Here is a 25,418-nt window from a genome sequence, read left to right on the forward strand (position 1 = left end):
AGTCAAAACGTGCTCCTCTACGAGCACGTGCCGGAAGCTCAGTAGTCTCTGCCAATGCCCCGCTTCAGCCGATCAAAATCGCCCTGATGTCATTGACATTCGTGAGCGTTGGGCCGGTCACGACAAGATCTCCTGCCGCCCTGAAAGCCGTATAGCTGTCGTGGCTCACGAGTGACTGGCGCGGATCGACGCCGGCTGCGCGCATACGGGCAAGTGTGTCCGGCGTCACCACGGCGCCCGCGGCATCCTCCACTCCGTCTATGCCGTCGCTATCGCCGGCAATGGCCCATATGCCATCAGCACCTTTGAGCGTCAGCGCAAGGCTCAGCAGGAATTCCGTGTTGCGGCCGCCCTTGCCGGCCGGCCCCTTGCCGATCGTAACCGTGGTTTCGCCGCCGGAAAGCAAAACGGCCGGGCCTTTGAGTGGCAGGCCCTTGCGGCGGGCGGAAATCGCGATACCGGCCATGACCGCGCCGACATCCCTGGATTCACCCTCCAGCGAATCCCCGAGGATGAGCGGCGTTAAGCCAAGCTTCACCGCCTCATCCGCTGCCGCCTGCAAGGCGAGCGAGGGGGCGGCGATGAGCCGGATATCTTCCGCGATATCGCCGGCCTTCGGGGTTTCCTCGCCCTTTTCCAGCACTTTGCGCACATTTTCGGGAAGATCGAGCGCATAACGGGAAACGATTTCCCGCACGGTTTCAATATCGCTCGGATCGGCGACCGTCGGGCCCGAGGCGATTTCCGAGGGATCGTCGCCCGGCACGTCGGAGATCAGCAGGGAAACGACCCTCGCCGGTTTGGCGGCCATCGCCAGTCGCCCGCCCTTGATGCGGGAGAGGTGCTTGCGCACGGCGTTCATTTCGGAAATCGTGGCGCCGCTGGCAAGCAAAGCGCGGTTGACCGCCATCTTGTCCGCAAGCGTCATTCCCTCGGCGGGTGAGACCATCAGCGCCGAACCACCGCCGGAAATCAGCGCGATGACCATGTCGTCTGCAGTCAACCCTTCAACGGCGGCGAGAATACGTTTTGCGGCTTCGGCGCTCCTGTCGTCCGGCACCGGATGCGAGGCTTCGATGATTTCAATGCGCCCGGTCGGGACGGCATGGCCGTAACGCGTCACCACCACGCCGGAAAGATCGACACTTGGCCATGCCGCCTCAAGCGCTGCGGCCATTGCGGCGGAAGCCTTGCCTGCGCCAACCACCACACACCGCCCTCTAGGCGGGGAGGGCAGGTGTTGTTGCAACACTTTAGAGGGATCGGCGCTGGTTACTGCGGTCATGAAGATGCGGTTGAGAGCGTCTCTTGCGGACGTATCGTTCCATGCGGTCATTTGTTCATACTCCGATCCAGAGGAAGCCGAGCGCAAACAATGCCGGCAATGCCTGAATAAACAGGATTTTGATATTGGCTGTCACGGCGCCAAAAATACCGGCCACCAGCACACAGCTCAGGAAGAAGACTTTGAAGTTCAGCCCGTCGTCACCCTGCGTGAGCCCATAGGTCAGCCCCGCTGCGAGAAAGCCATTATAAAGACCCTGATTGGCGGCCAGCACTTTCGTCTGCCGGGCAAAATCCGCGGAAAGACCGAAGGCCTTGCGACCGGCAGGCTTCTCCCAAAGCAGCATTTCCAGGATGACGATGTAAATATGAATTGCCGCGATCACGGCGATCAGAAAGCTGGCGATCATCATCGGTTCCTCCAAACCCTGATGCCCGTCGCCCGGTCTGTCAGGGTAACAGGTGGCAAACGGATCATTCCGTTTTAACGGTGCAACAGATAGCCGCAAGGCCAGAATCCTCTCTTCCCGTACGAACTGGTGAAGAGCGCCAACTGCTGTTTGACTCTTTGCGGGAAATAGGAACAAATCAAGAAAAAATATGAATAAGCGGATCACCGCACAATCAGGGAAAGACCGCCGCCGGCCGCCCATGAGAAAGATGCGGTGGAGCGGATAAAGATCCTTTCCCGTAATTTCCGCCAAGTCTGTGATATCCGCCGAGAGGGCGCGTCTTAAGCCGCATCCTCCAGCCCTGCCGCATCTTTCCTGCGGAACTGGCTGGGTGGTGCGCCGATTACCCGTTTGAAGGCGCGGCTGAAAGAGGCCTCGGAATCGTAACCGAGCTTTTCGGCCGCTAGCGTCACCCGCATGCCCTCTCGCAGCCACAGCCGCGCCTGATGCATGCGCACCCGAACCACATAACGCGCGGGGCTTTCTCCTACCACGCGGGTGAAACGTTCCGCGAAACTTGAGCGGGACGCGCCCATCAGGGAGGCGAGTTCTTCCACGCTCCAGTCCTTTTCGGGGTTGAGATGAATGGCGGCGAGCACGCGGCCGAGTTCGGGATTGCGCACGGCGGCAAGCCAGCCGCTGGAATCGCCGCAGCCATATTCCACCCAAGTACGGATCAGCGTTGCAGTCAGCACATCGGCCAGCCGCGCCAGAATGCCACCCGCGCCGACGCGGTTCAGCTCGACCTCCCGCGTCATGGCTTCCAGAAGATGGGGAATGGCCGGATCGCTTTTGGCCAGATCGCTGGTCAGCATCACGTCAGGCATCAGCTGCAGCAGCGGATGCAGGTTATCCATGTTGAAACGCATCGAAGCGGTGAAAGCCACGGTATCGCCACCCGCACTCGCGCACTCCATGTCGAAAATGCCCTGACACACTTCCTTCTTGCCGAACCGGTCGAAGGGGGAAGGGGCCACCTTTTCACCGCTCGCCAGCACATGTGCATGCCCGCGCGGCAGAAGCACGGCGTCGCCACATGTCAGGGTCAGCCATTCACCCGAGGGTTTTTGCAATTTCGCATGCCCCACGCCGATGAAATGAAACCGCGCCGCCTCCTGTTCGGGAAAAGCCGTCGCCCAGGGGGTGGCCATGCGGCAGCGGCCATATTCCACACCGTCAAGCCTAAGGCCACGCAACATTTCCGTCAGGGCATCGTTCATGGTATCTCGCATATTCGGACGATTGGTTAAGGAATACGGATTTTCTAGCATGGAAACGCCGGGCTGTCACGCATAGCCTGCTTGCATCGATTTGCAGTCGTCGAAGCGGGGCTCCCAACCGGCTTCCTCGCCTTACCCTTTCCGTTTCACGACGCGTTCCGGGAATGCGCATCAGGAGATTTTCATGAATAGCCGGACCATAAACGAACTGGAATATACGCCGCGCAGACACGAGCCGGATGCGAAATGGGCCGCTGTGGTTTCACTTTCGCTCGGCGTTTTCGGATTGGTAACGGCGGAATTCCTGCCCGTCAGCCTCCTGACGCCGTTATCGGCCGATCTCTCCATTAGCTCCGGCATTGCCGGACAATCCATAACCGTCACGGCGCTGGTCGCTGCGGTTGCGGGCCCGGGTGTCGTCATCGGCACACGCGGCATTGACCGGCGCTGGACCCTGCTGGGGCTGACCACGCTGCTGATAATCTCCAGCACACTGGCCGCCTTTGCCAATGGGCTTTTCATGCTCTTTGCCTCGCGCGTCCTGCTGGGCATCGGTCTTGGCGGCTTCTGGGCCATGTCGGCGGCGCTGGCGTTGCGGCTCGTGCCGATTGAAAAAATGCCACGCGCCATGGCCATCATCCTTACCGGGGTCTCCGTCGCAACCGTGTGTGCGGCACCGGTGGGCGCGTGGATTGGCGCGACGCTCGGCTGGCGATCGGCCTTCGTCGTTGCCGGCGTGCTCGGCGTCATTGCGCTCGCCGTGCAATTGCTCACCGTGCCTTCGCTGCCGCCGGCCGGTGCCCCCGGCCTTTCCACCATGTTCCGGCTGCTTCAGCGAACGCAGGTCCGGATCGGTCTTTTGACGACGCTATTTATCGTTGCGGGCCACTTTGCCGGCTTCACCTATGTCCGACCCTTCCTGGAAGACGTGCCGCAGCTTGGCGTGGAGGCGATTTCGCTTGTTCTGCTGATTTACGGTATCGGCGGTTTCTTCGGCAATCTTTTCGGTGGTTTCCTCGCCGAAAAGAACACGGCCTGGGCGGTGACCTTCGCCGCGACGCTGATCGCCGCATCGGCTTCCATCCTGGTGATCGCCGGCGCATCTCCCGTTGTTGCGGGCCTTGCCATCGCCTCCTGGGGTTTTGCCTTCGGCGCATTGCCCGTCAGCGTGCAGAGTTTCATCACGCGTGTTGCCTCGGATGAGGCCGAGAGCGCGGGTGCGCTGCTGCTTACGACATTCCAGATCGCTATTTCCAGCGGTGCGGTTCTTGGCGGCCTGCTGATCGATCTCCAGGGCGCAACCATGGTGTTCGTCTTCGTGGCCATCGCAGCCCTTCTCGGCGCCTCGCTGATGGCGTCGCGGCGCGGCGTGGTGCCGCAGGTAGAGGCATCGCAGGGCTGAGGACCTGGCGAGAGGAAGGGCCTGCATTCTTGTGGGCCCGCCTTCGCTACGACTGGTTTCGGGTTTCAAACCGTCTTGATCGCCTTCTGCGTCCGGTCCTTGCCCACTTCGATCACATGCCGCATGGCCTTCACCGCCGCATCCGCGTCCCGCGCCGCGATGGCGTGGACAATGCGAAGGTGGTTGGATGCGATCTCCGCGATGGTGCCGGGCGATGCGGCCGGTGACGAAAGCTGGAATGAGATGGCAAGCGCCGCCTCGATCAGCCCGCTTGCCGAACGCATGAAGGGATTGCCGGACATATGCGCGACGGCAAGATGGAACTCGAGATCCACCTTGGCGATGCTCTCCGGCGTATGCTGCGGATTGTCGAATTTTGCGGCGATGACGTAAAGCGAGACAATGTCTTCATTGGAGGCCTGGAGAGCTGCTGCCGCCGCCGCCGCCGGCTCCAGCGCCAGCCGAATTTCGGCTAGGTGCTTCACAAATTCCTGGTCGATGCCGGCTTCGCAGCGCCAGCCCAGCACATCTGGATCAAAGAAATTCCAGCTCGAACGGTCGAGCACCCGGGTGCCCACCTTCGCCTTCGGTTCCACCAGCCGCTTGGCCGCCAGCGTCTTCATGGTTTCGCGCAGCACCGTGCGCGAGACGCCGAAACGCATGGAGAGCTCCGCATCGTTGGGCAGCAGAGAGCCTTCGGCGATCCTGCCCGAGACGATGGCGCTGCCGAGTTCGGAAACCACATGCGCGTGGCTGTTCCGGCGTTTTCGCCCGCTAATCGTCGTTTCGAGCAGCCCCAAGCAAGCCTCCGTTTGCGTTATGCCGGATGCGGTCCGGCCAGTCTCCTGTTTGAATACCAGATGATTGCGCGCTGCAACACGATGAACACGAAAAGCAGCACGCCGATGACGATTTTCGTCCACCAGGAGGACAGGGTTCCATCAAAAACGATGTAGGTCTGGATCAGGCCCTGGATCAAAAGCCCCACAAAGGTTCCCGCGACCAATCCCGTGCCGCCGGTCAGAAGTGTACCGCCGATGACGACGGCGGCGATCGCGTCCAGCTCCACGCCCACCGTCGCCAGCGAGTAACCTGACGAGGTGTAAAGCGTATAAACGATGCCAGCGAGGCCGGAGAGAAAGCCGGAAAGTGCATAGATGCCAATGGTGGTGGTCCCGATCGGCACGCCCATCAGCTCGGCAGATTGCGGATTGCCGCCCAGCGCATAGACATTGGCGCCGAAGCGCGTGCGGCTTGCGATCAGCATGCCGGCGGCGAAGACGAGAAGCATGAGCATGGCGAGCGCCGTCAGCCTGCCGCCGCCTGGAAAGCGGAAATAAAAGCCCTGTATCGCATCGATGAAAGGATGTGAGATCGGCACCGACTGGGTGGAGATCAGATAGGCAGCCCCGCGCGCCAGGAACATGCCTGCGAGTGTCACCACAAAGGGCGGGATGGACAGAAAGCGGATCATCGCGCCCATGAGGCAGCCAAACAGCGTGGAAATCAAAAGCACGATGGCGAAGGCAAGCAGCGGATGGATGTTATAATTGCCGACCAGGACGGCCACAAAGACGCTGGTGAAGGCAATGACGGAACCAATTGAGAGATCGATGCCGCCTGACAGGATGACGAAAGTCATGCCGACGGCGGCTATGCCAAGAAAGGCGTTGTCGGTAAGAAGATTTCCGATCACCCGCGTCGAAAAGATCGCCGGATATTGCATCACGCAAAGAAGATAGGCGACGACGAAAATCGTCAGCGTGGTGAGGAAGGGCAGGTTGCGGCTGTGGATCATCGCGCGGTTCCTTCCTTGGTCATACCGTTGGTGGCGGTTTTGGCGTGCTGCTTTGGCGCTTTCACGAAACCGAGGACGGCCATGATCGCCGGAGATTGCAGCGTCAGCACCACCATGATGATGCCGGCCTTTATGATGAGGTTGAATTCCGGCGGAAAGCCCGAGACGAGGATGCCGGTATTGATGGTCTGGATGATGAGCGCGCCGATCAGCGATGCGGTGATGGAGAAGCGGCCACCATTTAGTGAAGTGCCCCCGATGACCACCGCCAATATGGCGTCCAATTCCAGCCAAAGGCCGGCATTGTTGGCATCCGCACCACGAATATCCGCCGTCACGATCATGCCGGCGATCGCCGCGCAAAGACCGGAAACGGCATAGACGAAGAACAGCAGAAAGCGCGCCCTTACACCGGCAAGAGCCGCTGCGCGGCGATTGATGCCGGTCGCTTCGATCAGGAAACCGAGTGCGCTCTTGCGAACGAGAAAGCCTATCAGGAGCGCGGCCGTTATCCAGATGATGACGGGCAGGGGCACACCGGCAAATGCGCCGGAGCCGATCGCGGAAAAGCTGTCATTGTTGAACGTGAGGATGACGCCCTCGGTGATGAGCTGCGCGATGCCGCGCCCTGCCACCATGAGGATCAGCGTGGCGATGATGGGCTGTATGTCGAGAAGGGCAACCAGCACGCCGTTCCAGAGGCCACAGACAATTCCCACGCCAAGCGAAATGGCGATGACGGCGGGAATGGAATGTCCATTGCTGATGAGAGTGGCGGCGACGGCGCCGCAGATGGCGATGACAGCACCAATGGAAAGATCGATGCCCTTGGTCGCGATGACCAGCGTCATGCCGATGGTGAGCAGCGTCACGGGGGCGGCGCGCACAAGAATATCCACCAGACTGCCATAGAGCCTGCCATTTTGAAACGACACATTGAGGAAGCCGGGCGAAATGATTGTAATCGCTGCGAGAATGATGAAAAGCGCAGCAAGCTGCGGTGCAAGTCTTCTAAGACGCCGATTGACTGCCGTCATCATGCCGCCTCCGTTCTGGCCGCATCTGCGATCGCACGCATGATATTGTCGGCCGTCACTTCGCCGCCTTTCAGCTCGCTGACATGCCGGCGGTCGGAAAGCACGACGACACGATGCGCCACGGCGGTGAGTTCTTCCAGTTCGGAGGATATGACGACAAGCGACATGCCCTCGCTGCAGAGTTTTTCGATCATTTTGAGAATTTCCGCGTGGGCGCCGATATCGATGCCGCGTGTCGGCTCATCGAGGATCAGAAGCCGGGGATGGGTGGCCAGCCAGCGGGCCAGGATGGCCTTCTGCTGGTTGCCGCCGGACAGGAACTTGATCGGCCGGTCGGGGTCGGCCGGGCGGATATCAAGGGATTTGATGAAACCTTCCGCCAGCTCTGCCTTTTGCCGGCGCGACAGCGGCCGCGCCCATCCCTGCCGGGCCTGAAGGGCCAGCGCGATGTTGTCGGTCACGGAGAAATCACCAATGATGCCGTCCGTCTTGCGTTCTTCGGGACAGAAACCGAAACCGGCCGCAATCGCCGCCTCGGGAGAAGAGATCGTCACCGCCTGCCCGTCGATCGTTGCTTTGCCCGTGTCGGGGCGGTCTATGCCGAAGAGCAGGAATGCCGTTTCGGTCCGGCCGGAGCCGAGAAGCCCTGCCACGCCGACGATTTCCCCGGGGCGTATCCCGAGATCGAAGGGAGAGACGCTGCCGCGTTTGCCATAACCTTCGAAGCGAATGCTTGGCTCGCCTTCGGCGATTGTTTCTTCAGTCGCCTGATGGTCATGGGTAATCTGTTGAAGTTCCCGGCCGAGCATCATCGATATCAACTCGGAACGCGGCAGGCTGCTGATTTCGCGTGTGCCGACAAGCCGACCGTTGCGCAGCACCGTCACCCGGTCGGCGATATCGTAGACCTGATTGAGGAAATGAGTGATGATTACGATACCGATACCGCGCGCCCGCAGCTTTTTCAGTACGCCGAACAGCATTTCAACCTCATGAGCGTCGAGGCTGGCGGTCGGTTCGTCCAGCACCAGCACCTTGCCGGAAAGATCGACGGCGCGGGCGATGGCGATGATCTGACGGATGGCGACGGAATAGCTGGAGAGAAGGGCGTTGACGTCAATGGAAAGGCCGTACTGGGAAAGCAGCGCCTGCGAATTCTTTTGCATCGTGCTGCGGTCGATCAGCCCGAAGCGCCGCGGCTGGCGGCCAAGGTAGAGGTTCTCCGCAACGGTGAGGTTTTCGAGAAGGTTGACCTCCTGATAGACGGTGCCGATGCCAAGGGCCTGCGCCTCACCCACATTGGCGGGCGAGATTTCGCTGCCTTCCAGAAAGACTGATCCGCTGCCGCGGCTGTAGACGCCCGTCAGGATTTTGATCAGCGTCGATTTGCCCGCGCCGTTTTCGCCGAGCAGGGCATGGATTTCGCCGTGCCCAAGCAAAAAGTCGACGCCATCCAGCGCCGTGATCCCTAAAAAGGATTTGCCGATGGCGCGTGCTTCCAGAAGTGGTGCCGTTTCGGACATTGAGCAGTTTCCGTATTGCAATGGGTTTTGGTAGAGCAATCGGCAGGGAGCGGCGTATTTCTTCATCCCCGCCGGGGAGAAGGTGGGCCGAAGGGTCGGATGAAGGGGCAAGCTCTCCTGACATCTCCAGGCTTGCCCCCTCATCCCACTGCCGCGGACTTCTCCCCGGACGGGGAGAAGAAACAAGTGGCATGCGCTCGCTCCATACGAGATCATTCTGCAGACTGGATCGGAGAGGTTTCGCTCTCCTCAACAGAAAGAGACGGCGCAATCAACGCGCCGTTTCTGCAAAGAATGGCTTAGTAACCCAGGCCCTTCTTCGCCTCGTAGACCTTCATCGGGTCGTCAGATGCCGTGTAGAGCTTGGATTCGGTCTGAATCCACTTCGCCGGAGCCTTCTTGTCTTTCAGATAGCCTTCGAGCGCGTCGAATGCCGGGCCGGCCATGTCGGGCGTCAGTTCCACGGTGGCGTTGGCTTCACCGGCTGCCATGGCCTTAAAGATGTCAGGCACGGCGTCGATCGACACGACCTTGATGTCGGTTCCGGGCTTGAGACCGGCTTCCTTGATCGCCTGGATCGCGCCAACGGCCATGTCGTCATTGTGGGCGTAGACGGCACAGATGTCCTTGCCGCCGCCTTCGGCCTTGATGAAGCTTTCCATCACTTCCTTACCCTTGGTGCGGGTAAAGTCACCCGTCTGCGAGCGGACGATCTTGATATTGGCGTGCGAAGCGATGGCTTGCTCGAAGCCCTTCTTGCGATTGATGGCGGGCGAGGAGCCAGTCGTGCCCTGCAATTCCACCACCTTGCAATCCTTGGAACCGACGTCCTTCACCAGCCAGTCACCGGCAACCTTGCCTTCGTGGACCTGGTCCGAGGTAACTGCGGTCAGGTAAAGATCATCGGGAGCCTCGATCTGGCGGTCGAGCAGGATGACCGGGATTTTCTCTTCCTTGGCTTCCTTCAGGACAGCATCCCAGCCCGTTGCGACGACCGGTGCAATCAGGATTGCGTCGACGCCCTGCGCGATAAAGCCGCGGACGGCCTTGATCTGGTTTTCCTGCTTCTGTTGCGCGTCGGCGAACTTAAGCGTGACGCCGCGCTTCTCGGCCTGCTGTTTGGTAACGGTGGTTTCAGCCGCGCGCCAGCCGGATTCCGAACCGATCTGCGAGAAGCCGACTGTAAGCGATTTGGCGGAAACACTTGATGCAAGGCACAGCGAAACGGCGACAGTAACTGTCGCGAGAGCTTTTCTCATCTTAATCCTCCCAGAGATGATGTCAGCGTGACGCGATCACTATGAGCATATAGTAATACTCTTGAAAAGCGATTTTTTAGCCTTTCCGCAATTTGGCTTCGGTGAACTGCGGTGAATTTTCGCCATAAAATGCGATGAATCAATGGGTTGAACGAAAGAAAGCCTCATTTTTCGGCTTGCGGAACTGGCCTGACGTGGCCTCAGAGGCGACTTGACAGAAGGCGATTGTCTCTAATAGTAATACAAATAAAGAGACTTTATAAAAGGCGGAGCGGGGAGCCGAAGAGCTAGCCGCATTCCCGCAAGGCATGGGAGGGAGAGGCCGTTGCGCGACACCGGTATCACCATAAATACCGAAAAATATTCGGCTAAATCCGAAGAACGGCTTCAGGTCACTCGTCTGGCGCTGCTCTGTCGGTTATGCGTGTTCTCCGAAAGCTGATTCCATTTTCCTTGCGCACAACATAAGCTTGTCGCATTTCGTAATATTTTACCGTTGGCCACTTCCGGCTGGAGACCTGCATCATGACTACATCCGACAAACTGCCTGCAACACAAGGCAAGCTTCGCTCGCGCGCCTGGTTCGACAACCCCGCAAATGCGGATATGACCGCGCTTTATCTCGAGCGTTACATGAACTTCGGTCTCAGCCAGGCCGAGCTTCAGTCCGACCGCCCGATCATCGGCATCGCGCAGACGGGTTCGGACCTTTCTCCTTGCAACCGTCACCATCTGGAACTGGCAAACCGCCTGCGCGAAGGTATCCGTGAAGCTGGCGGCATCGCCATCGAATTTCCGGTTCACCCGATCCAGGAAACCGGCAAGCGGCCGACCGCAGGTCTCGACCGCAACCTCGCCTATCTCGGCCTCGTGGAAGTGCTTTATGGCTATCCGCTCGACGGCGTCGTTCTGACCATCGGCTGTGACAAGACCACGCCTGCCTGTCTCATGGCAGCGGCCACCGTCAACATTCCGGCCATCGCCCTTTCCGTCGGCCCGATGCTGAACGGCTGGTTCCGCGGTGAACGCACCGGTTCCGGCACCATCGTCTGGAAGGCGCGCGAACTGCTGGCGAAGGGTGAGATCGATTATCAGGGCTTCGTCAAGCTTGTCGCTTCCTCGGCTCCGTCGACCGGCTATTGCAACACCATGGGCACGGCGACGACCATGAATTCGCTTGCCGAAGCGCTGGGCATGCAGCTTCCAGGCTCCGCCGCCATCCCGGCGCCTTATCGCGACCGCCAGGAAGTCTCCTACCTCACCGGTCTGCGTATCGTCGAAATGGTCAAGGAAGACCTGAAGCCATCGGACATCATGACAAAGGATGCGTTCATCAACGCCATCCGCGTCAACTCGGCGATTGGCGGCTCCACCAACGCACCGATCCACCTGAACGGCCTTGCACGTCACGTCGGCGTCGAGCTGACAGTGGATGACTGGCAGACCTATGGTGAAGACGTACCGCTGCTCGTTAACCTGCAGCCGGCCGGTGAGTATCTCGGCGAGGATTATTACCATGCCGGTGGCGTTCCTGCTGTCGTCAACCAGCTGATGACCCAGGGGCTGATCATGGAAGATGCCATGACGGTCAACGGCAAGACCATCGGCGAAAACTGCCGTGGCGCGATCATCGAGGACGAAAAGGTTATTCGCCCCTATGAACAGCCGCTCAAGGAGCGCGCCGGCTTCCGCGTTCTGCGCGGCAACCTGTTCTCCTCCGCCATCATGAAGACGAGTGTGATTTCGGAAGAGTTCCGCAACCGTTACCTTTCCAACCCGAACGATCCCGAAGCTTTCGAAGGACGTGCCGTGGTGTTCGACGGTCCGGAAGACTACCATCACCGCATCGACGATCCGTCGCTGAAGATCGACGCCAACACCATCCTGTTCATGCGCGGTGCCGGCCCGATCGGTTATCCCGGCGCGGCAGAAGTCGTGAACATGCGCGCTCCGGATTATCTGCTGAAGGAAGGCGTCAACTCGCTGCCCTGCATCGGTGACGGCCGTCAGTCCGGCACGTCGGGCAGCCCGTCCATCCTCAATGCCTCGCCGGAAGCGGCGGCCGGCGGCGGTCTCGCCGTCCTGCAGACGGGCGACCGCGTCCGCATCGATGTGGGCCGCGGCAAGGCGGATATCCTGATTTCTGGTGAAGAACTGGCCAAGCGTTACGAGGCTCTGCATGCAGAGGGTGGCTACAAGTTCCCTGACCACCAGACGCCATGGCAGGAAATCCAGCGCGGCATCGTCAGCCAGATGGAAACCGGCGCGGTTCTGGAACCGGCGGTAAAGTACCAGCGCATCGCCCAGACCAAGGGCCTGCCGCGCGACAACCACTAAAGGCAAGGCCGTTTCGGCCGGTCGCTTTTAAAAATCAGCTAAAGATCAGCCTCGGGGTGCCGCCCCGGGGCTGAATATTTTCGGACATTCGATAAGCGTCACTCTTCAAAACCGCCGCAATGTTCCTGATGTGTGAGGCATACAGCGCCCCGTCCCCCGCCTGCCTACTCCTTCGAGGGGTAGAGCGGCTTTCCCATATAAGGCAAGAAGAACATGTAGAGCCCGCTAAAGACAAGCAAAGTCAGCGGAATAAGCGGGGCATAAACGATTACCGGTGGTGTCGGGCCGAAAGCCATCGAAGCGAGGTTCGCCAGAATGGTGACGGTCAGCAGAATGCCCAGCCACCGATGGCTCTGCCTTATCCATTTTTGCAAGATCAAAGTCGCCCCCGAGAAAAAGCATCCATGATGGAATGTGACACACGGTTGCCTCAACGGGCCTGGACGAGCTTCCAGCCATTGCCGGAAGGGTCGCGGAAACTCGCATCTACCGAGCCGTAACGCGTGATCGGTTCCTGGGTGAATTCGACGCCGCGTTTGTGCATGGCGTGAAAGGCCTTCTGACAATCCTCGACCACCAGAACCAAAGGCGGCATGGCGCCCTTGGCCACGGCTTCGTTCAGATCCTGCGCTGTTGCTTCGTCAACGGTCGGGGCCTGCGGCCGAAACAGGCCGAGTTGGAAATCCGGCTGGTCCGGATGTTGCACGGTCAACCAGCGATAATCGCCGTTGCGTGCGTCCGTATGCACACGAAATCCAAGTTTTTCGACATAAAATTGCAGTGCCTCGTCCTGGTCATGAACGTAAAGCCCGACGACTTGAACACCATTTTTCATGAGCTATCTCCCTTTCACTCACCGTGCCTACCGCTTTCCGTTCGCCGGCGCTTCTCCGAAACTGCGATTGTGAGATGGGGGCGATGCGCGGCGCTGACGAAGCAATGGGGAACCTGCTCAAGGTCGGCGGCCAAAAGCCGCATCCTGCGCCGCAACTCACTCGGGTTTTCCCCCGTCACGTCGCGGAAAACACGGCCGAACGTGCCGATGCTGTTCCAGCCGGTTTGCAGCGCGATCTCGATGACTGGAAGATCCGTGTCACGCAACAGCGCCACGGCCCGCTCCACCCGGCGGGTCAGCAGATAGCGGTGAGGGGGTATGCCGAAAGCATCGCGAAACGATCTCGCGAAGTGCGCCTGTGAGGCGCCGCTGACGCTTGCAAGGCGTGAAACAGGCCACGCCTCTTGTGGCGCCGCGTCCATATGATCCTTGGCCCGCAGAAGGCGGCGCAGCAGTTTCAAGTCTCTGTTTGCAGAGTTCTTTTCATTTCCGGACCGGCGCATGCGGCAATCATTGAATGAACCGGCGGTCCTTGGCAAGGTTCACGGCTGCAAGTCGCCGGCGGACGCTCAGATCACCGGGTAAAGCGACCAGAAAAACAGTTCATATTCCTGATCGCGATCGTCATCATGCGATTCGTCGTCGGGTCTGCGCGGTGTTTTGTCCTGAAACTCGGTCTCCACCCGCTCATTGACGACGGGCATCCTTCGGCCGATGCCAAAGAGGTCAAAGGAGAGCATGTTGAACCCTGCTACCATGGCCGTTTCCCTTCTTCACGCGAGTTAACGTAGCGTTAAGTTTCGCGCGTTGCCATGATTTCGTCAAGATTGGCGGAGGAATTTGTCTACCATTTTTAACAACAATGTCGTGAGCGGCGTTCCATCGCGAGCGGATTTTGCGCAATGAATGTTCTTCGACACCGTTAAACGCCATCCGCAGGTGCGTCTAAATAGGTTTTTTCTGCGGCTTCCAGCGCGAAATCGGTATTTGCAGCGTGGCCGAGGCTTTTCAGGGCGCCGGAGAAGGCCAGGATATTGGCTTTCACTGCATCCCGATGCGCTCTCCGACCGGTGTGATTAAGCCTGATCAACCGTTCCGCGCCGGGGCCGACGCCACCGGAAATGTCCGCGCCTTGCTTCTGGGACACAGCCGCGAGGAATGCCCTGGCTTCGAGGGTATCAGGCAGGATCGCCGTGGAAACGAGGGCGGAAGCGTGCGCCTCTTCCACCCAGGTTGGAATGCCAAGCGCCCTGAGGCCGTTTCGGGTGGCCGTCGCTGCCGTTTTGTGGCGTCGATTGGCGGATGCCAGCCCTTCTGACTCGATCCTGTCGAGGGCGGCCTCCAGCGCGTAAAACTCCAGCGGGGCGGGCGTTCCGGGCAGTGCGCCGCGACCGGCATCGAGCCAGAGTTTTTTCTGGTCCATAAGCGAGAGCATGGAGTTGTCAGGAGCGCCGTCATGCGAAAGAAGCGTCCAGGCCCTTTCGCTGACGGAAATGGTGGAAATGCCGGCGGGGCCGGCCAGCGCCTTTTGCGGGCCGATGACGGCGATATCGATACCTAAACGGTCGACGTCGAAAGCATGTCCGCCAATGGACGCGACGGCGTCCACAAGGGTCACGATGCCCCGTTCCCGGGCGAGCGCGGCGATGGCGGGCAGGGGGTTGAGGATGCCGCTTGCCGATTCCGCGTGGACGATGGCGAGAAGGTCGAAATCCGGCCCTTCGTCCAGCTCCCGTTCCACTTCCTCCAGGGTGACCGGCCTTGCCGGGCTGGCGGTCAGATTGCGCACGGTCGCGCCGCCCTTTTCCAGCCAGCCGCCAAACCACGTACCATAAGGGCTGGTGACAATGTTGAGCGCTTTCAGGCCCGGTCGCGCAAGGCTGGTGGCTGCGGCTTCGAGTGCCAGCACGGCTTCCGCCTGTATCAGCAGCACGTCGTTGCTTGTGCTCATCAGCGCGGCCAGCCGGTCGGCAAGGGCAGCATAACGCTCGGCAGGAAAAGCGGGTGGGTCGAGCAGCAATGCATAATCCGGAGCGGGCATGTCTTTTCCTTACGTGGTGATGGTCAGGCGCGGTGCGGCGTCGATCAGGGTTCTGGCGGTCGAGGATTGCGGCGCCGAGACGATATTTCCTGTCCGGCCGATTTCAACGATCCTTCCTGCTTCCATGATGGCGACGCGGTGGCAGACGGCGCGAATGACCGCGAGATCATGGGAGACGAAAATACAGGAAACCGCCGTCTCTCGCTGTATTTCCACCAGCAGTTCAAGGATTTGCCGGCGAACCGAAACATCGAGCGCGGAGACGGCTTCGTCCAGGATGAGAAGCGACGGCTTGAGCGCAATCGCCCGTGCGATCGAGACGCGCTGCCTTTGGCCGCCGGAAAGCTCGAAGACCGAGCGGCCGGCATAGCTGGCGGGCAGGCCAACGCGGTCGAGAAGGCGGCGGACTTCCGCCGCACGCTCGCGTCTTGCGACCGTGCGATGAATGCGCAACGGTTCGCCGATGGCATCTTCGACGCTGGCGCGTGGATTGAAAGCGCCATGAGTGTCTTGAAACACCATCTGCATGTGCTGGCGGGCGGCGCGAAGCTTGCCGCCGTCCAGTGTCAGCCAATTGTGGCCCCTGAAAAGGATCGTGCCTTCGTCGGCCGGGATCAATCGCATGAGAATGCGGGCAAGCGTGGATTTTCCGCAGCCGGAGGGACCGGCAAGTCCCAGCGTCTCACCGGGCCGAAGCGAAAAAGAGATGTCGGAGAGCGCCGCCACCCTTCTTGCGCCGGTGCGGTAGGTCTTGGACAAGCCGTCGACGGTGAGCAGGGCATCGTTCATGACGCGGCCTCGCTGACCAGCGGCGGCGTGGACAGATCGAGGTAATCGGCAAGCAGCGCACGCGTATAGTCATGGACGGGTGCGGACAGCACCCGCCTCGTCGGGCCATGTTCCACCAGCAATCCCGAGCGCAGAACCGCAATCTCGTCGGCAAGGCTGGACGCAAGGCCGATATCATGGGTGATGAAGACCAGCGTCTTGTTTTCCTGCCGCACCAGATCGTCCAGCAGCGTGGCGATGGCGGCTTGGCTAGCCGTATCGAGCGCGCTCGTGGCTTCATCGGCAATCAGGATTGAAGGGCTGGCTGCAATGGCGGCGGCAATCGTCACGCGTTGCCTCTGGCCGCCGGAGAGCTGGTGTGGATAGGCCCGGATGAGGTGGGAAGGGTGCGGCAGCCGAACCCGCTCCAGAAGATCGCGGGCAAGATCGCGCGCTTGCCGCCATGAGAGACCTAGATGCCGGACAGCCCCTTCCGCCACCTGTTCGCCGATGGTGAGGACCGGATTCAGCGTTGCGCCTGTATCCTGAAAGATCGTGCCGATATCCCGCCCTGGCAGCGGCCTGCCGTGGAACAGGCTATCGCGGCTCCACGAAATATCACCGGAAACCTTTGCATGTCCGGGAAGAAGCCCCGCAATCGCCTTGCCGAGCGTCGATTTCCCCGAGCCGCTTTCGCCGATGATCGCCAGCCTCTGGCCTTGCCGGATCGTCAGCGAGACATTCTGCAATGCCGGCGCATCACTTGCCGCATACCAAACGCTGAGGTCGTCGATCCGGCACAGCGCATTTCCGCTCATGGCGCTCGCCTCCCTGTCGCCATCGCCTTGTTGATGCCTTCACCGAGAAGATGAACGCCGAGAACCATAACCAGAAGGCCGATGCCGGGAATGACCGACAAAAACGCGGCCGAGCGAAGGACATTGCGTCCTTCTGCGATCATCGAACCCCAGGTAACGATATTGGGATCGCCGAGCCCGAGGAAGGATAGGGCGGCTTCGGTCAAAATGGCCGCGGCGACGATGATGGCGGCAAGCGCCATGACCGGCGGCAGGGCATTTGGCAGGATCTGCCTGAATGCGATCTCAAGCGGGTGCATGCCGATGGCGCGGGCGGACTGAACATAGTCGCGCTCGCGGATGCTCAAGACCTGCGCCCGCATCAACCGCGCCGGATCCGCCCATGCGCCAAGCGCAATGGCGAGTATGACAATCGGCATGGAGGGGCCGATTGTACTGACGAAGGCGAGCGCTAGCAGGAAGTTCGGGACGATCTGGAAGGCGTCGGTGACGCGCATCAATGCTTCGTCCACAACGCCGCCGGCAAATCCGGCAATGGTGCCGATGACGGTGCCGATAATCAGCGCGGCTGCGGCGGCGCCTATGCCGACGAGCAGGGAGGCCTGCGCACCATGGGCGAGCTCGGCCAGCACGTTGCGGCCCAGCCGATCGGTGCCGAGCGGTAGGGCCGCATCCGTAAAAGGCGTAATCAGCGGTTCGCCAACGATGGCCAGCGGGTCACCTGGAAAGACGGCGGGTGCGGCAAGCGCCGTCAGGGAAAACAGCACCAGTATGACGGTTCCCGTCATGCCTTCGAAACTGCGCAGGAGCCGGAAAGCGAAACTCATGCGCCTTGTTCCCCGCTGCCAATGCGCGGATCGAGCACGGAATGGACAATGTCGACGGAGAGGTTGACGAGGATGACAAAAACCGCGCTCGTCAGGATAATGCCCATCAACAACGGGGCGTCTCGGCCAGTGACGGCCTCCTGCGCCAGCCGACCAAACCCGGGAATGGCAAAAACGCTTTCGATGACCACGCTGCCGCCCAGCATGGTGGCCGCCTGCAGGCCAAGCACGGTGACAAGCGGCAGGGCGGCGTTGCGGGCGACGTGGCGCAGCACGATCCGTCGTTTTGAAAGCCCCTTGGACTGGGCAAAGAGCACGAAATCCAACGGCCAGATCGCCGCCATGGCGGTGCGCATCACGCGCAGGAAAAGCGCAAGATAGATCAGCCCGAGACTGGCGACCGGCAGCACGAGATGGCGGCCGATATCAACCGCCCTCGCCATGCCGTGCTTGCCCGAAGCGATGGTTTCGATGCCGGAGGTAGGCAGCCATCTGAATTTCACCGCGAAGACGATGGCGAGCACGAGCCCAAGCCAGTAGCCGGGCGTGGCGTAAAGCGCGAGTGAGAGTGTGGAAAGCGCGCGGTCTGTCGCCCCGCCCGGACGCGCGCCCGCCACGATGCCGAGTGCTGTGCCGAGGATGAAGGCGAGCGTTGTCGCACTGCCCATCAGAAGAAGCGTGTTCGGCAGCCTTTCCAGGATCAGCCCCAGCACAGGCCGGTCAAAGGCAAGCGACCAGCCGAGATCAAGCCGCAGCACCGAACTCGCATAGAGCCAGAAACGGGCCAGCACGGAGCCGTTCAGACCATATTGTTCACGCAGCGCATCGCGCAGCCCGGCATCGCCGCCGCCGATGGAAACGAGATAGGCGTCGACCGCGTCACCCGATGCGTTTTCAAGCAGCAGGAAGGTGAAGACGAGCACGATCAGCAGCACCGGAATGGCGGTGAATGCCCTTCGCCGCAGCAATTTCGCCGCACGTCTCACGGCGTTGCCTCAGGTATCCACCGCCGTATCCGCCCAGTTGGACACCGCCCACCGAGGATTACTGGCGACATGTTTGACCGTATCGCGCGCCACAGTGATGAAACCCCACTCGGCGACGTTGATCAGCGGCAGATCGGCCGCGACCTGTTTCTGGAAGTCCTTGTAAAGCGCCGTGCGCGCGGCGGCATCCACTGTTATCGCCGCCTTGTCGATCAATTCGTCCAGCGTCTTGTTCTCGTAGCCGCCCTGATTGGAGAAGCCGACGCCGGCCGGAATGCCGGAACGGACGAGAATCGTGGTCGATATTGCGGGATCACCGCGGAACACCGGCGGCGCGATGGCGAGATCGAAGGCGTGGTCGGTGTAAACGGCCTTCTGGTGCGCCGCGGCGTCATTGTTCACCAGTTCTGCATCAATCCCGATTTCCTGAAGCGCCTGCCGCAGATAAGAACCGAACTGGCGGGTCTCATTGAAGTAGGGCGCGGGCAGAAGCTTCAGCGAAAAACGTGTTCCATTCGCACCACGCGGATAACCCGCCTCATCCAGGAGAGCGTTGGCCTTGGCGACGTCGAAATCATAGGTCTCAACGTCATTCGTGTAAAATTCCGGCGCATTCTTCGGTACGGGGCCGGTCGATGCAGTGGCGTAACCGAGAAAGACCTTGTCGATGACGAATTTCCTGTCGATGGCGTGCGCGATCGCCTTTCTGACCTTGAGATCCGCCAGTTCCTTGCGGCGATGGTTGATTTCCACCACCAGCTGATAGGTCAGTGCCTCATAGCCATCCGCAATAACCTTTATGCCGGGCTCCTTGGCGATGCGGGCAAGATCGGCGAGCGGCACGGCTGAAAAGGCGGCCAGCTGGATTTCTTCAGCTTCCAGCGCAGAGGCCGCGCCGGCCCGGTCGGGAAGGACGCGATAGATAATTTCCTCGAGCTGCGGCTGACCCTTGCCCCAATAGTTCGGGTTCCTCGTCAGGCGGTAATATTCGCCGGGTTTATATTCGGAAAAGACAAAAGGCCCGGTGCCCACCGGTTTGGTATTGGCCGGATTTGTGGCGATGTCGGTACCCTCATAGAGGTGTTTCGGCACGACGCTGGTAACCACCGGCAGCGCATTGCGGATGAGCTGGAACGGCGTGGGTTTGGAAAAGCGGAAAATTGCCGTGTGGTCATCAGGCGTTTCCACCGTCTGGAGATTGGCAAAGACCAGCCGCCCGAGATTTTGCAGCGGTTTCCAGACGGAAAGCGCCGAAAACGCAACGTCCGCCGAGGTGAATGGCTTGCCGTCATGCCATGTCACACCCTCGCGCAGCTTGAAGGTGGCGCTGAGCCCGTCATCGGCTCCCTGCCATTCCGTCGCAAGTCGCGGCTCCAGCCCGTCGGTGCCGTTAAAGGAGGCCTCGGCCAGGGGCTCGACGATCTTGCTGGCGATGTAAAACACGCCGTTGGAGGCAACGATGGCCGGATTGAGGTTTTTCGGTTCCGAATCGGCCGCGACGATCAGTCGCCCGCCGGATTTCTCCTGTGCGACGGTAATTCCCGCCAATCCTGTGGTTGCGGCCAGCGCGAGCGAGGTCTTGAGAAGCGAGCGGCGGGAAAGCTGGACAGGCGACATGAATTTCACTCCGGAATGAGGGCGAGGCGGGCTTTTCCGCTTGGCCCGCGGCGTGCCGATCTTAAGGCTGCAACCTCGGCAGTGTCCACGTTAATTCGCGCCCTTTACAGCAATGATTTTACGTTGCGGAGAGCTTTGCGGAAACAATATGCCCCGTCTCGGAAAATTCGGTTCTCCAGTCCGCCATCAGCGGCGAATTCACGGCGGAAAACTCGACATAACCGAATGAAACCAATCGTTTGATATGTGTTTTGCGAGGCAGCGGATGGCGCTGCGAACTTGTGGAGCGGTTGAAAATCCGTCGGTACGACCCCGTTTGGAAAGGGGTAATTAACCTTTATTTTTTATTTCAAGGAGACCGAAATATGTACGTTTATGATGAGTGTGCACGCTGCCATGAGCTTCTCCCGATCCAGATTTCAGAATTCGTCCAATAGCGTAGGGGAGGGGAGCGAAAATGCCCGTCATGCCGGTGTCCAGACGCCTGCGGGGCAGCGGACGATCGTGACGGCTGCAGGTGCAGCGCCGCGGCAGAATGCTGACGTGATCGCAGCCGATGCCATCGAAGGCCGCGCCGAGATGCCCGGCTGGCAGAATGCCTTCGTGCTTGGCCCGAATGTCCGCTTTACCCGCACGCCGGAGAGCGTCTTTAACCGGCGTATGCCGGTGGAGACGCCGAATATCCCGGACGAGGAGGCGCCCGCTGCCTCCGTACCGGCTGCCGCAGAGCCCGAGACGGCTGCTCGCCAGGATGCGCCGGCACCCCAGCCCGCCGAGAAGCCGGCCGAGCAACGCATGGCGCCGCCGCGCATGCCGTTTCTGCCGCAGCCGCCCGACGCCCGCGGTGCTCGCGCCTTGACTTACAAATTGCGGCTGGAGCTTGCCCGTAAACAGGCGGAAGAGGCAGCCGCAGCCGTGCGGGATCCATCTTCATCGACGTCTGCCGCGCCCGATGCGGAACCCGCAGCGCCGCAGACGTTTGAGCCGCAACCTGCCGCGCAGCCGGAAGCTGAGACGCAGGCTTCCATTCCCGCCTTTGCCGCCCATCTGCCGGATGAGCTGTTCTGGGAAGTGATGACGCTTGATCTGCCCGGCGATGCGGCTGAAGCTCTTACCGCCCAGGTGCGGAGCGCATTTTCCGTTTCGGCGCCCGCAGCTCCGGCGCCTGTAAACACCGTTCTGACAGCGCCTTCATCCGCAGTGGCTGTCGCTCCCGTCTCGCCCGCAGCCGCCCCGGTTGTCCTTTCGGCCGAGCCACCTGTCGTCACCGTACCCGGCGGCTCCGCCATCCGGCTCTATCGGGAAATTGGCGTACGGCAGACATTCATTCCAGCCGCCGGCGTGGCTCCCGAACAGGAGTTCGCGTCGCAGCTGATAGCGGAAGCTGCCATGGTTGTCGCGCCGCAGCAGCTTGCAGAGCAGGTTCAGCCGGCGGAAAGGATCGTTGCCGAGCCGCGTTTTACGCCGCGAGCGCCTATCCAGTCTTCTCAGCCCATGTTCCGTGAAGCACCTGTCTTCGCCGATGGGGAATATGAGTATCCTTCGATTGACCTCCTGCAGGAAGCCCGCGTCCAGCAGACCACGACCATGACACCGGAAGCCCTGGAACAGAGCGCCGGTCTACTCGAAAGCGTGCTGGAGGATTTCGGCATCAAGGGTGAGATCATCGATGTCCGTCCTGGTCCTGTCGTCACGCTCTATGAATTCGAGCCCGCCCCTGGCGTCAAGTCCTCGCGTGTCATCGGTCTCTCTGACGATATCGCGCGCTCCATGTCGGCGCTCTCGGCTCGCGTTGCGGTCGTGCCCGGCCGCAATGTCATCGGCATCGAGCTGCCGAACCCGGTGCGCGAGACGGTTTACCTGCGCGAACTGATCGAGGCGCAGGATTACGCCGAGACACGCCAGAAGCTTGCCCTTTGCCTCGGCAAGACCATCGGCGGCGAACCGGTTATCGCCGAACTTGCGAAGATGCCGCACCTTCTGGTCGCCGGTACCACCGGTTCGGGCAAGTCCGTCGCCATCAACACCATGATTCTGTCGCTGCTCTACCGCCTGAAGCCGGAAGAATGCCGCCTGATCATGGTCGACCCGAAGATGCTCGAGCTCTCGGTCTATGACGGTATTCCGCATCTCCTGACGCCTGTCGTCACCGATCCGAAAAAGGCGGTGATGGCGTTGAAGTGGGCGGTGCGTGAAATGGAAGACCGCTACCGCAAGATGTCGCGTCTCGGCGTGCGCAATATTGATGGTTACAATGCAAGGGCCGCTGCTGCCCGTGCCAAGGGCGAGACGGTGTTCTGCAATGTGCAGACCGGCTTCGATCGCGCCACCGGCGAAGCGGTCTATGAGCAGGAGGAAATGGACCTGACGGCGATGCCTTATATCGTTGTCATCGTCGATGAAATGGCCGACCTGATGATGGTCGCCGGCAAGGAGATCGAAGGTGCGATCCAGCGTCTGGCGCAGATGGCGCGCGCCGCCGGCATCCATCTCATCATGGCAACCCAGCGTCCCTCGGTCGATGTCATCACGGGCACTATCAAGGCCAATTTCCCCACCCGCATCTCATTCCAGGTCACCTCGAAGATCGACAGCCGCACGATCCTTGGTGAGCAGGGGGCGGAGCATCTGCTCGGCCAGGGCGACATGCTGCACATGATGGGCGGTGGCCGCATCGCCCGTGTTCACGGCCCCTTCGTGTCCGACGAGGAAGTTGAAAAGGTCGTGGCGCATCTGAAGACGCAGGGTCGTCCGGAATATCTGGGCACGGTCACGGAAGATGCCGAGGAAGCGGAAGAAGAGGCGGAAGAGGATACGGCTGTCTTCGACAAGACCTCGATGGGCGACGACGACAGCGATGACCTCTATGAAAAGGCCGTCAAAATCGTGATGCGCGACAAGAAGTGCTCGACCTCCTATATCCAGCGCCGCCTTTCGGTGGGCTATAACCGCGCCGCCTCGCTGGTGGAGCGAATGGAGCAGGAAGGCATCGTCGGACCTGCCAACCATGTCGGCAAGCGCGCCATCATCGCCGGCGAGCGCGACCCTTACGATGCGATGGGCTCCGACGACTGATCATCGCGTCACCAAATGAACGAAGGGAGATGTTGCAAACAACATCTCCCTTTTTCTTTCTGTGGCGTTCGGCGCTAATGTCTGCGAAGCCTATTTCATTCCCGTTCCGGCGATGCCTGTTGTGATGTAGCGCTGCAGGAACAGGAACACGACCGTGACGGGTGCCAGGCTGAGGAAGGTCATGGCGAGGATATAGTGCCATTGCACCGAGAACTCGCCCTGAAAGGCGTTCAACCCCACCTGCAGCGTGAAATTCTCACGGCTGCTGAGAACGATTAGCGGCCAGAGGAAGTCGTTCCAGCGCCACAAAACCGAGAATATGGCGAGAACCGCGAGCGCCGGGGCCGTCAGCGGCAGGATGATGCGCCAGAAGATGCGGAATTCGCTGGCGGCATCGACGCGCGCCGCCTCGATCAGCTCATCGGGGATGGTCAGCATATATTGCCGGAGCAGAAAGACGCCTGTCGGCGTTGCGACGGTGGGAATGATGACACCCCAGAGATTATCGACGAGACCGACACCGACGATGACGAGATAGGCCGGCACCATGACGACGGTGAGCGGGATCATCAGGGTGGAGATGATCAGCACGAAGATCGCCTTTTCGCCACGGAAACGGTATTTGGAGAGCGCAAAGGCTGCCATGGCGTTGACGATCAGCGTCAGGACCGTTGCGACGACGGTGACGAAGACCGAGTTCTTGAGGAAGGTCAGGAAGCTGAACTGTGTCAGGGGATCGGTGAAGTTCTCCGTCGCGATGGTCAGCTTCTGAACTGGCGTTATTTCCCGTGTGTCGACACTGATTGGCGGGCCCGGATTGGCTGGGTCCACCATCTGAGCTTTGAGGCCGATGCGGCGGACCATGGCCATCTCACGCTCTGCGCCGTCGATGGTGGCCTTCCACAGGCTGAGCGGCCTGTCGTAGCCCTGAACCTCCACTTGCACGGCAGCGCGCGGCAGGAGGCTTGGCGGAAACCGCGTGATTTCAGCCTCCGGTTTCAGCGACGACATGGCGGCCCAGACAACCGGGATGAGGACAGCGAGTGTGCCGCCGATGAGCCAGACCCAGGAGAGGATATCGGTGAGGCCGATCCGGCCGGGACGGCGGGTGCGCGTGAGGAAAGAGACGGCATTGGACATGGTCAGGACTCCATCTTTTTGCCAAGGCGCAGCTGCACGAGCGTCAGTGCGAGAAGCACAAGGCCCATCAGCACCGACGCGGCGGAGGCAAGGCCAAACAGCCTGAGATCGCTGCCGAAGGCCATTTGATAGATATATTGCACCACGAATGTATTGGCCGTGCCTGGCCCGCCGCCATTCGTCAAAACCCAGGCTTCATCAAATATCTGCACCGAGCGGATCATCAACAGGATGAGCACGACGAGCAGGTTGGGGCCGAGAAGTGGCAGGGTGATGCGCAAAAGCGTGCGCCGGGGCGAGGCGGCATCGATGGCGGCGGCTTCGTAGAGATCCTTCGGGATGGTCTGAAGGCCGGCGAGCAGGATCAGCGTATAAAAGCCCATGTGGAACCAGACCGAAACGACCACCACGAAAAAGCGCGACCAGCCGACATCCAGCAGGAAGATTTCCGGCGGCACGCCCAGCATCTGGAAGAAGGCGTTGAGCAGGCCGTTGCGGTCCAGAAACCATTTCCAGATGAGGCCGATGACGACGGGCGACAGCAGGACGGGATAAAAGAACATGGCGCGGAAGAAACCGCGCGCGGCTATCGCCCTGTTGAGGATGAGGGCGGTTATGAGCGCGACCAGCAACGTGGCGATGACATTGAAACCGACAAACCAAAGCGTGTTCCAGATCGCCGTCCAGAACAGCGATTCCCGGCAGCTTCCCGGGTCCATATAGCTCTGGCAATCCAGCAGCTTGCCGAAATTCTCCAAACCGACAAAGGGGCGGTCGGTGATCAAAAGTTCGGTGCCGCCGGTGAAGGCATAACCGACGGCAATCGCAATCGGCAGGAAGGTGAAGATGCCAAAAAGAACGAGGTTCGGCATCAGGAAGATATAGGGCATGCGCCTTTTGCCGATCAGCCGCTCGATGAAGTTGAGCGGCACCTCGGCAATCGCCATAACGGCGTCAAGCGCGCGGTCGGACAGTCTCGCAAGGGTCGGATTGGCCATG

23 protein-coding genes are annotated in these 25,418 nt (G+C 60.6%); 3 read left to right on the top strand and 20 right to left on the bottom strand.

Features of this window, described 5'->3' with window-relative positions:
• Nucleotides 1-64 precede the first annotated feature (64 nt).
• From ACZ47E_RS17375 to ACZ47E_RS17385, 3 genes are all read right to left on the bottom strand, one after another.
• On the bottom strand, nt 65-1,336 hold the full coding sequence (locus ACZ47E_RS17375) for a glycerate kinase type-2 family protein (RefSeq protein WP_464017065.1): 1,272 nt from the start codon (nt 1,334-1,336) through the stop codon (nt 65-67).
• A 4-nt stretch (nt 1,337-1,340) separates the two neighbouring features.
• Entirely contained in the window at nt 1,341-1,694 is a 354-nt protein-coding gene (locus ACZ47E_RS17380) for a DUF1304 domain-containing protein (RefSeq protein WP_035208332.1), read from the bottom strand.
• Between the two features lie 323 nt (nt 1,695-2,017).
• Nucleotides 2,018-2,956 carry an AraC family transcriptional regulator gene (locus ACZ47E_RS17385; RefSeq protein ID WP_035208187.1) on the bottom strand — a complete coding sequence of 313 codons (939 nt, stop codon included), beginning with the start codon at nt 2,954-2,956 and terminating at the stop codon, nt 2,018-2,020.
• A gap of 184 nt (nt 2,957-3,140) precedes the next feature.
• Between ACZ47E_RS17385 and ACZ47E_RS17390 the strand changes: the two genes are divergently transcribed.
• A complete protein-coding gene (locus ACZ47E_RS17390; protein WP_022563720.1) occupies nt 3,141-4,358 on the top strand; it encodes an MFS transporter in 1,218 nt (405 codons plus the stop codon).
• 65 nt (nt 4,359-4,423) lie between these two features.
• On the opposite strand, the gene ACZ47E_RS17395 is transcribed toward ACZ47E_RS17390, so the two are convergent.
• The 5 genes from ACZ47E_RS17395 to ytfQ form a co-directional block, all read right to left on the bottom strand.
• Nucleotides 4,424-5,158, bottom strand: a complete 735-nt coding sequence (locus ACZ47E_RS17395; RefSeq protein ID WP_006697251.1) for a FadR/GntR family transcriptional regulator — start codon at nt 5,156-5,158, stop codon at nt 4,424-4,426.
• 17 nt (nt 5,159-5,175) lie between these two features.
• The gene (yjfF, locus tag ACZ47E_RS17400; protein WP_333898647.1) at nt 5,176-6,156 is read right to left on the bottom strand and encodes a galactofuranose ABC transporter, permease protein YjfF; all 981 of its coding nucleotides are present in this window, start codon (nt 6,154-6,156) and stop codon (nt 5,176-5,178) included.
• On the bottom strand, nt 6,153-7,193 hold the full coding sequence (locus ACZ47E_RS17405; protein WP_162699263.1) for an ABC transporter permease: 1,041 nt from the start codon (nt 7,191-7,193) through the stop codon (nt 6,153-6,155). The genes yjfF and ACZ47E_RS17405 overlap by 4 nt, the downstream gene beginning before the upstream one ends.
• Complete coding sequence (locus ACZ47E_RS17410; protein ID WP_112765373.1) at nt 7,193-8,716, bottom strand: sugar ABC transporter ATP-binding protein; 1,524 nt, start codon at nt 8,714-8,716, stop codon at nt 7,193-7,195. The genes ACZ47E_RS17405 and ACZ47E_RS17410 overlap by 1 nt, the downstream gene beginning before the upstream one ends.
• A 299-nt stretch (nt 8,717-9,015) precedes the next feature.
• Nucleotides 9,016-9,975, bottom strand: coding sequence for a galactofuranose ABC transporter, galactofuranose-binding protein YtfQ (gene ytfQ, locus ACZ47E_RS17415; protein ID WP_464017066.1), 960 nt, complete (start codon nt 9,973-9,975; stop codon nt 9,016-9,018).
• Between the two features lie 525 nt (nt 9,976-10,500).
• Here ytfQ and ACZ47E_RS17420 point away from each other — a divergent pair.
• A complete protein-coding gene (locus tag ACZ47E_RS17420; protein WP_035208190.1) occupies nt 10,501-12,312 on the top strand; it encodes an IlvD/Edd family dehydratase in 1,812 nt (603 codons plus the stop codon).
• A gap of 164 nt (nt 12,313-12,476) precedes the next feature.
• Here the strand turns inward: ACZ47E_RS17420 and ACZ47E_RS17425 are convergent, their stop codons facing one another.
• From ACZ47E_RS17425 to ACZ47E_RS17470, 10 genes are all read right to left on the bottom strand, one after another.
• On the bottom strand, nt 12,477-12,686 hold the full coding sequence (locus ACZ47E_RS17425) for a hypothetical protein (protein ID WP_112765372.1): 210 nt from the start codon (nt 12,684-12,686) through the stop codon (nt 12,477-12,479).
• 56 nt (nt 12,687-12,742) lie between these two features.
• Nucleotides 12,743-13,147: a VOC family protein gene (locus ACZ47E_RS17430; protein WP_112765371.1), complete on the bottom strand. Its 405-nt coding sequence runs from the start codon at nt 13,145-13,147 to the stop codon at nt 12,743-12,745.
• A gap of 14 nt (nt 13,148-13,161) precedes the next feature.
• Complete coding sequence (locus tag ACZ47E_RS17435; RefSeq protein ID WP_112765370.1) at nt 13,162-13,650, bottom strand: helix-turn-helix domain-containing protein; 489 nt, start codon at nt 13,648-13,650, stop codon at nt 13,162-13,164.
• Between the two features lie 66 nt (nt 13,651-13,716).
• A complete protein-coding gene (locus ACZ47E_RS17440) occupies nt 13,717-13,905 on the bottom strand; it encodes a hypothetical protein (protein WP_003506556.1) in 189 nt (62 codons plus the stop codon).
• Nucleotides 13,906-14,069: 164 nt separating this feature from the next.
• The gene (locus ACZ47E_RS17445; RefSeq protein WP_112765369.1) at nt 14,070-15,188 is read right to left on the bottom strand and encodes a pyridoxal-phosphate-dependent aminotransferase family protein; all 1,119 of its coding nucleotides are present in this window, start codon (nt 15,186-15,188) and stop codon (nt 14,070-14,072) included.
• 9 nt (nt 15,189-15,197) lie between these two features.
• The gene (locus ACZ47E_RS17450; protein ID WP_077986378.1) at nt 15,198-15,977 is read right to left on the bottom strand and encodes an ABC transporter ATP-binding protein; all 780 of its coding nucleotides are present in this window, start codon (nt 15,975-15,977) and stop codon (nt 15,198-15,200) included.
• Entirely contained in the window at nt 15,974-16,774 is an 801-nt protein-coding gene (locus tag ACZ47E_RS17455) for an ABC transporter ATP-binding protein (protein ID WP_112765368.1), read from the bottom strand. The genes ACZ47E_RS17450 and ACZ47E_RS17455 overlap by 4 nt, the downstream gene beginning before the upstream one ends.
• Nucleotides 16,771-17,601 (bottom strand): ABC transporter permease, encoded by an 831-nt coding sequence (locus ACZ47E_RS17460; RefSeq protein WP_112765367.1) that lies wholly within the window; start codon nt 17,599-17,601, stop codon nt 16,771-16,773. The genes ACZ47E_RS17455 and ACZ47E_RS17460 overlap by 4 nt, the downstream gene beginning before the upstream one ends.
• Nucleotides 17,598-18,587, bottom strand: coding sequence for an ABC transporter permease (locus tag ACZ47E_RS17465; protein WP_112765366.1), 990 nt, complete (start codon nt 18,585-18,587; stop codon nt 17,598-17,600). Before ACZ47E_RS17465 ends, ACZ47E_RS17460 begins: the two co-directional genes overlap by 4 nt.
• 9 nt (nt 18,588-18,596) lie before the next feature.
• Nucleotides 18,597-20,204 carry an ABC transporter substrate-binding protein gene (locus ACZ47E_RS17470; protein ID WP_034498136.1) on the bottom strand — a complete coding sequence of 536 codons (1,608 nt, stop codon included), beginning with the start codon at nt 20,202-20,204 and terminating at the stop codon, nt 18,597-18,599.
• A gap of 375 nt (nt 20,205-20,579) precedes the next feature.
• On the opposite strand from ACZ47E_RS17470, the gene ACZ47E_RS17475 reads away from it, so the two are divergent.
• Nucleotides 20,580-23,279 carry a DNA translocase FtsK gene (locus ACZ47E_RS17475; protein WP_034498134.1) on the top strand — a complete coding sequence of 900 codons (2,700 nt, stop codon included), beginning with the start codon at nt 20,580-20,582 and terminating at the stop codon, nt 23,277-23,279.
• A 90-nt stretch (nt 23,280-23,369) separates the two neighbouring features.
• Here the strand turns inward: ACZ47E_RS17475 and ACZ47E_RS17480 are convergent, their stop codons facing one another.
• Complete coding sequence (locus tag ACZ47E_RS17480; protein WP_022563731.1) at nt 23,370-24,419, bottom strand: carbohydrate ABC transporter permease; 1,050 nt, start codon at nt 24,417-24,419, stop codon at nt 23,370-23,372.
• Between the two features lie 2 nt (nt 24,420-24,421).
• Complete coding sequence (locus tag ACZ47E_RS17485) at nt 24,422-25,417, bottom strand: carbohydrate ABC transporter permease (protein ID WP_112765364.1); 996 nt, start codon at nt 25,415-25,417, stop codon at nt 24,422-24,424.
• Between the last annotated feature and the right edge of the window lies 1 nt (nt 25,418).

The sequence above is a fragment of the Agrobacterium sp. 5Ca39 genome (assembly GCF_055382365.1).